At 36.8% G+C, this 7,352-nt stretch carries 10 protein-coding genes and 1 other RNA gene; 3 read left to right on the top strand and 8 right to left on the bottom strand.

Annotation, left to right across the window (positions count from 1 at the left end):
• Positions 1–235 precede the first annotated feature (235 nt).
• The 7 genes from CQZ94_RS29610 to tadA form a co-directional block, all read right to left on the bottom strand.
• Positions 236–505: a pro-sigmaK processing inhibitor BofA family protein gene (locus CQZ94_RS29610; RefSeq protein ID WP_105588294.1), complete on the bottom strand. Its 270-nt coding sequence runs from the start codon at positions 503–505 to the stop codon at positions 236–238.
• A gap of 262 nt (positions 506–767) precedes the next feature.
• Entirely contained in the window at positions 768–989 is a 222-nt protein-coding gene (locus CQZ94_RS29605; protein ID WP_002009631.1) for a YaaL family protein, read from the bottom strand.
• 14 nt (positions 990–1,003) lie between these two features.
• A complete protein-coding gene (gene recR / locus CQZ94_RS29600) occupies positions 1,004–1,600 on the bottom strand; it encodes a recombination protein RecR (RefSeq protein WP_002009629.1) in 597 nt (198 codons plus the stop codon).
• Between the two features lie 14 nt (positions 1,601–1,614).
• Positions 1,615–1,941 (bottom strand): YbaB/EbfC family nucleoid-associated protein, encoded by a 327-nt coding sequence (locus CQZ94_RS29595; RefSeq protein WP_181149577.1) that lies wholly within the window; start codon positions 1,939–1,941, stop codon positions 1,615–1,617.
• Positions 1,942–1,966: 25 nt separating this feature from the next.
• Positions 1,967–3,655, bottom strand: coding sequence for a DNA polymerase III subunit gamma/tau (gene dnaX / locus CQZ94_RS29590; RefSeq protein WP_105588292.1), 1,689 nt, complete (start codon positions 3,653–3,655; stop codon positions 1,967–1,969).
• Between the two features lie 131 nt (positions 3,656–3,786).
• Positions 3,787–4,051, bottom strand: an RNA gene (gene ffs / locus CQZ94_RS29585) — signal recognition particle sRNA large type.
• 78 nt (positions 4,052–4,129) lie between these two features.
• Positions 4,130–4,624, bottom strand: coding sequence for a tRNA adenosine(34) deaminase TadA (gene tadA / locus CQZ94_RS29580; protein ID WP_002123533.1), 495 nt, complete (start codon positions 4,622–4,624; stop codon positions 4,130–4,132).
• 106 nt (positions 4,625–4,730) lie between these two features.
• Here tadA and CQZ94_RS29575 point away from each other — a divergent pair, with 106 nt between their 5' ends.
• The 3 genes from CQZ94_RS29575 to CQZ94_RS29565 all read left to right on the top strand — a co-directional run bounded on the left by CQZ94_RS29575 (position 4,731) and on the right by CQZ94_RS29565 (position 6,700).
• The gene (locus CQZ94_RS29575; protein WP_105588291.1) at positions 4,731–5,270 is read left to right on the top strand and encodes a cysteine hydrolase family protein; all 540 of its coding nucleotides are present in this window, start codon (positions 4,731–4,733) and stop codon (positions 5,268–5,270) included.
• Between the two features lie 123 nt (positions 5,271–5,393).
• Positions 5,394–6,029: a deoxynucleoside kinase gene (locus CQZ94_RS29570; protein ID WP_105588290.1), complete on the top strand. Its 636-nt coding sequence runs from the start codon at positions 5,394–5,396 to the stop codon at positions 6,027–6,029.
• A gap of 2 nt (positions 6,030–6,031) precedes the next feature.
• Positions 6,032–6,700 carry a deoxynucleoside kinase gene (locus tag CQZ94_RS29565; protein WP_105588289.1) on the top strand — a complete coding sequence of 223 codons (669 nt, stop codon included), beginning with the start codon at positions 6,032–6,034 and terminating at the stop codon, positions 6,698–6,700.
• 35 nt (positions 6,701–6,735) lie between these two features.
• Here the strand turns inward: CQZ94_RS29565 and CQZ94_RS29560 are convergent, their stop codons facing one another.
• Positions 6,736–7,131 carry a sigma factor-like helix-turn-helix DNA-binding protein gene (locus CQZ94_RS29560; protein WP_002107271.1) on the bottom strand — a complete coding sequence of 132 codons (396 nt, stop codon included), beginning with the start codon at positions 7,129–7,131 and terminating at the stop codon, positions 6,736–6,738.
• Positions 7,132–7,352: the final 221 nt, after the last annotated feature.

The following is a 7,352-nucleotide window of genomic DNA, read 5'->3' as shown; positions in this document are numbered from 1 at the left end:
TCAAACTCTCCAATAAAGTTAGTTTGTCTAGCATCTAAAAATAAAAATTGACGTTTCACGTTGTTTGTTTCGTTTAGTTTTCAAAGTTCAACGTCGCGTTTCAGCGACTTTTATAATTTAACATTTTGACTTGAATCTGTCAACAACTTTTTTCTTTCGTTCCTGACGACGCTTATTAATTTATCATATTACTAATCGATAAGTCAATGCCTTTTTAAAAAATGCCAAAATAAATTTATCTTGGCATTATATATAGCTTAATAATCACTAATGCAGTAACACCTGGCATCCCTAATAAACTTGATACTGTAGCTGTGCCCATGTTAATTGGAATATGAAAATCAAAATATGTCCCTGCAACATTCACAATAAATAGTAACGCTATACCTAAAGTGACATGAAAGAGTGCTTTCCCTATAAAACGTATTGGTTTAGCAGAAACACCAAAAACAAGAAAAATAAAAACCAAAGCAAGAATGCCAACAATAATAATTGTAGAATTCATTTTTTCCTCCTTATGAATGACCTATACATATCCATTTGTATGGGACAAGACAATAAAAAAGAACATTTATAACATAAATCCTACCACTTCATCTTTATAACCTTTAATCAGTAATATTTCTTCTAAGCACTAATAATTAGATACAACTAATTCTATTCCCACCTTTTCTTTCTCCTCTTTATATCCCAAAAATAAAGTAGCCCTGTTACTCACAAATAAATCGATAAAAAGCAAAAGGTCCCGCTTTAAAAAGCAGGACCTTTTACCATTGTTCCATTTTCACAGGACGACGTTTTGCTTCTTTTAACAAGAAAAAATATTTCGCCTCTGCTATTTTCAAAGAACAAAGTACATCTTGAGACGGCTCAACACTTTGTTCAACCAGTCTCTTCTGACGTAGCCATTCATTCTTTACCTTTTCTAATAATACAATTAACTTATCGTCATACTCTTTACGCAACTTACCCTTTTTTTGAAAGAACATTTTCCCTTCTCCTCTTATATCTCTCTACGGCCTTCTAAAGCTTTCGATAGCGTTACTTCATCTGCATATTCTAAATCTCCACCAACTGGCAGACCATGTGCAATACGAGTTACTTTAATCCCTGTTGGCTTTAAGAGGCGGGATATGTACATCGCTGTAGCTTCCCCTTCAATATTAGGGTTTGTTGCTAATATCACTTCTTGTACTGTTTCATCTTGTAGTCTCTTTAATAACTGCGGGATATTAATATCCTCAGGTCCAATTCCCTCCATTGGAGAAATGGCACCACGCAAAACATGATATACACCTTGATATTCTTTCATTTTTTCCATCGCAATTACATCTTTCGGCTCTTGTACTACACAAACAACCGATTGATCCCTATGCGAATCGTCACAAATATAACAAGGATCGCGGTCAGTAATATGTCCACACACAGAACAATACGCTAAATCTCGCTTTGCATTCACAAGCGCTTTCGCAAAACCTAGTACATCATCCTCTTTCATATCTAACACGAAGAACGCCAATCGAACCGCTGTTTTCGGTCCGATTCCTGGCAACTTCATAAAACTATCGATTAATTTTGATATCGGTTCTGGATAATGCATATATCAATATCCTCCTAGAACATTCCACCTGGTAAGTTCAAGCCTTTTGTAAATTGACCCATTGTAGAGTTTGAAAGTTCATCAACCTTTTTAAGTGCATCATTCGTTGCAGCTAATACTAAGTCTTGTAACATTTCGATATCTTCTGGATCTACAACTTCTTCTTTAATTTTCACTTCAAGAACCTGCTTATGACCATTTGCAATAACAGTAACCATTCCGCCGCCAGCTGTACCTTCAACTGTTTTTTCGCCAAGCTCTTCTTGCGCCTTCGCCATGTCTTTTTGCATCTTTTGCATTTGTTTCATCATATTATTCATATTTCCCATTCCGCCACGCATCATAATTAATTCCTCCTCATTATTATTACTCTTTTATTTCAATAAGTTCTTGCCCTACTAATTTTACAGCCTCTTCTATAAGAGGATTTTCTTTTTGTTCTGGGCTTTCTTCAGAATCCCCGCCTTCGCGTTGTAAAAAGTCTTCACGAATTTTACCCCATTCACTTTTTGGGATAGCAATCATATTTAACCTTTTACTTAACAATTCAAAAAGAGTTTGTTCCAATGTATCCATTGCTTCTCGATTTTCACTAGCCATTTTGCAATGAATCTCATATTGAAATGCTAACACATAGGTATCATCCGAAGCCGCAACTGGTTCACTATTTTCTAATAAAACAGCAAATGCTACTTTGTTATGTGACTTGAGCCTTCCTAATAATTCGCCCCATATAGCTTTTAACTGTTCTAAATCTTGACGCTTCGCTTGCTTTAACACTTCATTCACACGTCCAACAGGAATTTTCATACTTCCTGTTCGTACCGGTTTTGGTGTTGCCCGCGTCTCTCTTACTTCCTGCTGCACACCAGCTGGCACGCCATTCTTTTTAACTTGCTCTAACTCTTTCTCCAGCTGCTGCATCCTGTTCATAATCGCTTGTAAACGATCTGCGCCGTTTGCTTGCATCATAAACTGCTGACACAGTTGCACCATAACAACTTCCAAGAATATTCTTGGATGGTTTGTCCACTTCATCTCCTGTTGTCCCTTACTAAGGGTATGAATAATTTCATAGATTACTTCCGGTTGCATTTCTTCACTTAACGTACGGAATTGATCATCTACAATTACCCGTTCCAACATATGTTCTAATTGTGGTGAAGTTTGATATAAAAGCATATCACGATAGTAGTAAATGAAATCCTCCATAAAGCGAACTGGATCTTTCCCTTTACTCATCATCTCGTCTATAATACGTAACGCTCTTGATACATCATTTTCACGTATACATTCTACCAGGTCACCTAAATATCGCTGAGATACAGATCCTGTTACAGCTAAAACATCTTCACTCGTTACCGTCTCATCACTATAAGAAATAGCTTGATCGATAAGACTGAGCGCATCACGCATACCACCTTCGGCGGCACGCGCTACGATTTGTAACGCTTCATCTTCTACTTGCGTACCTTCATTTGTCACGACTGTTGATAACCTCTCAACGATATCATTTACTGATATCTTTCGAAACTCAAAACGCTGACAACGCGAAATAATTGTAGCTGGAATCTTATGCGGTTCTGTTGTCGCCAGAATAAAAATAACATGTCCTGGCGGCTCTTCTAAAGTTTTCAAAAGCGCATTAAAGGCACCCATAGAAAGCATGTGAACTTCATCAATAATGTATACTTTATATCCTACAGCACTTGGAGCATATTTTACTTTGTCTCTTATATCTCGAATTTCATCTACACCGTTATTTGAAGCCGCATCAATTTCTAATACATCTGAAATAGACCCTTGTGTAATTCCTAAACAAGAAGGACATTCATTACAAGGTTCAGCTACCGGGGCGTGTTCACAGTTAATTGCCTTTGCAAATACTTTTGCAATTGTCGTTTTCCCTGTTCCCCTCGGACCAGAAAACAAATAAGCATGTGAAGCTTTCTCTTGAAGAAGGGCATTTTGCAACGTTTTTGTCACGTGCTTTTGACCGACTACATCTTCGAATTTTTGCGGTCTCCATGTTCGGTATAACGCTTGGTATGACACGAAAATACGGCCTCCCTCAAAGGTTATTATCTCATTTATTATAACCCATTCTGTTTATAGATTCCAAAAGTTATTTTCCATACAAAAAACCCACCTTTTATTAAGGTGAGTTTTGTATACATATATAACTGCCGTGCACCTTCTGTCGATTACGTACCATAAGCGTTACTCAAGCAGTTAGCTCGGTTCAGGCACTCCTGCGGCACACGAGAAAACCCGCTTATTGCTGCTTCCTTCCGGACCTGACAAGGTTCACGGGGTCCCGTTGCGCAGGACCCAAACGTCAACACCACTTACTTAAGGCAGGCCTTACAGCAGCATAACCTCGAGAAGGGATTCGGCCTCGCTAGAGCGGATTGCGAGTATAGGGCACCGCTACCTCCCCGCTTAGCACGGCAAAGTTAAAACCAATATTCGGTTGCCTTGGATAAGGCATTATCAGTATAACTTGTTTTTTTACAAAATGCAAATACGTTAGTTACCATTACTTTTCTCTAGTTTTTTCGCTTCTTTTCTTTTCTTACGAAGCTCCCTAAAAAAAATCGTTAACAACGTACCACATTCCTCTTCAAGTACACCAGCCACTACTTCACACTGATGATTAAAACGCTCATCAGTTAAAAGATTCATCAATGTACCTGCACATCCACCTTTCGGATCGCTCGCACCATATACAACCCGTTTTACACGCGATAAAACAATTCCCCCTGCACACATTGGACAAGGTTCTAATGTTACATATAACGTTGCATCTTCTAAACGCCATGTCCCTAATTTTTTGCAAGCTTCATCAATAGCTAAGAGCTCGGCGTGAGCTATTGATCTCTGTTCAGTTTCTCTTAAGTTATGTGCGACACTAATCACTTCACCATCTAGCACAATTACAGCACCAATTGGTACCTCTTGTATCGCCTCCGCCTTCTTCGCTTCCTCTATTGCTAACTGCATAAAATATATATCTCGCTCCATAATATAGTCCTTTCACCAAAAATAAAATACACTTTTTCATTTCTTGCAGGTGGGATAACTTTTACAAATTCAATCCAACCTAAAGAAGAAAGAGAGGGAATTACATATGAAAAATACTGCCTTACTCATCATCGATATGATTAATGATTTTCAATTCTCCCACGGGCCCATCCTGGCACAGAAATGTGAAATTATAAAGAACCCCATTTTACAATTAAAGGACACCATGAAATCATTGGGCTATCCAATAATTTATGTCAATGATCACTATCAACTTTGGAGATCTGATATTGATCAACTTATTACTCATTGTACAAATGAGTATAGTAAAAATATTATCGAGGCCATTGCTCCGCATACTGACGATTACATTTTTATTAAACCACATTACTCTGCTTTTTATGAAACACCTTTGAATTCTTTATTAGGTTATTTAAAAATCGAAAATCTCATTTTAACAGGAATTGCCGGGAACATATGCATCCTTTTTACAGCTAATGATGCCCATATGAGAAATTATAAACTTTATGTACCACGGGATTGCATCGCTTCTAATAACGAGCAAGATAATGAACATGCTTTAAAAATAATGGAAGCCACATTAAAGGCAAATATTGTGCCGTCATCCCAAATGAAATTTAGTTAATACATATCTATTTTCTAACTTTTTATATCAAATTAGTCCACTCGCTCCCCTCTTGTGCTACAATAATTCTGTTTTGTGTTTTTAGTAGTCACGGTAAATCACTGATTGAAAGGAGGAAACAGCGTGACCGGAGTACCATTTATCACGGTTGAAGGACCAATTGGTGTTGGAAAAACTTCACTTGCGAAGGAACTTTCAACTCACATGCAACTCCACTTACTAAAAGAGATTGTTGATGAAAATCCTTTTTTAGGAAAATTCTACGAAGACATCGACGAATGGAGTTTTCAAACAGAGATGTTCTTTCTTTGTAATAGATACAAACAACTAGAGGATATTAACATAAAGTATTTGAATCAAAGGAAGCCTGTAGTAGCAGATTATCATATATTTAAAAATTTAATTTTTGCATCCCGTACATTAAAACATTCTCAATATGACAAGTACATGCAAATTTATCGCATTCTTACGCAAGATATGCCTGTACCAAATGTCATCGTTTATTTAACAGCGAGCCTAGAAACATTACAAAAACGAATTACGGTGCGCGGAAGAGAATTCGAAAAAAATATGGATCCAAATTACTTGTTACAGCTTACAAAAGATTACGAAACAGCAATGGATGCTTTCAAAAAGGACCATCCAGATATTCCAGTATTGAAATTTAATGGAGACGATATGGATTTTGTAAGAAATCCTGATGATTTAAATGTCATCTTATCCGCTCTTCAAAATACTCTCTTGAAGGAGTCGAAATAACAATGAATTTAAGGCAAAAATATGATATACCAAATGATGCAGTTATCACTATTGCTGGAACAGTAGGTGTCGGTAAATCAACTATGACAACTGCATTAGCTAACGCTTTAGGTTATCGTACATCTTTTGAAAAGGTAGATTCCAACCCATATTTGGACAAGTTCTATGCTGATTTCACACGTTGGAGCTTTCACTTACAAGTGTACTTTTTAGCAGAACGATTTAAAGAACAAAAAAGAATTTTCGAATATGGTGGCGGTTTTGTTCAAGACCGTTCTATCTATGAGGACACTGGTATTTTCGCAAAGATGCATTACGAAAAGGGTACAATGACTGAAACTGATTATGAAACATACAAAGGTTTATTTGATGCTATGGTCATGACTCCTTACTTCCCTCATCCAGACTTATTAATTTACCTAGAAGGTTCTTTTGATGATATTGTCGATCGTATTCAAGAACGAGGACGTCCTATGGAGCAGCAAACACCAATTGAGTATTGGAAAGAGATGCATGGACGTTACGATAACTGGATTAATAACTTTAATTCATGCCCTGTTTTACGATTAAACATTAATGAATACGATATTTTAAAAGATGACGATTCAATCGAACCAATCATTAAAAAAATTGGACATTTTTTAAAACAAACACGTAAACTTGTAAAATAAAAAACCCGTGCATATGCACGGGTTTTCCTATGAAATTACTTTTTCTTTTTCGTCGGAGCAATAATTTCACTCTCTGGCTTTCCAGCATTAATACGCTGACGAACAGTACTCGTACTAATATCATATGTTTCAGCAATCTCTTTAACAGTCATTTCTTTCCCATTAATTACTGCTGTTAGTAATTTCCCTGTACGTTTTGGAGTTACTTCTTTTTGCACAGCTGGTTTTTCAGCTTCTTTTGGCACCTCTACTTTTTTTGCAACCTGTTTTACATCACAAGTGCAACCACAAAGTTTACGGAATGTATCATCACTTATAATGCGCGACACATTTGCACCACTGTTTAAAATTCTATTGTTCTTACAGACAGGACATTGTACATAATATAAAGTTTTTCCATCTAAAGGAAACGTTTGTATAATAAGATCCATGTTAACTCCTTTCATATCTATGAAGATAATCATCGGAATATGAGTGTGTAATAAGGACGCTATATCCTTACATCATACTTTATGATTGGTTTTAAAATAAAAACTCGTTACGTGTTGGTAACGAGTTCTCCAATCTCCACTTATATGCGCTGTTGTCAATTATATCTGGAGGAGGTAGAGGGATTCGAACCCCCGCGCGACTCTCGCCGCCTGTCGGTTTT

It is taken from the genome of Bacillus sp. MYb209 (assembly GCF_002975175.1).
GTDB lineage: Bacteria > Bacillota > Bacilli > Bacillales > Bacillaceae_G > Bacillus_A.
This window is presented reverse-complemented; position numbering and strand designations above follow the sequence as displayed.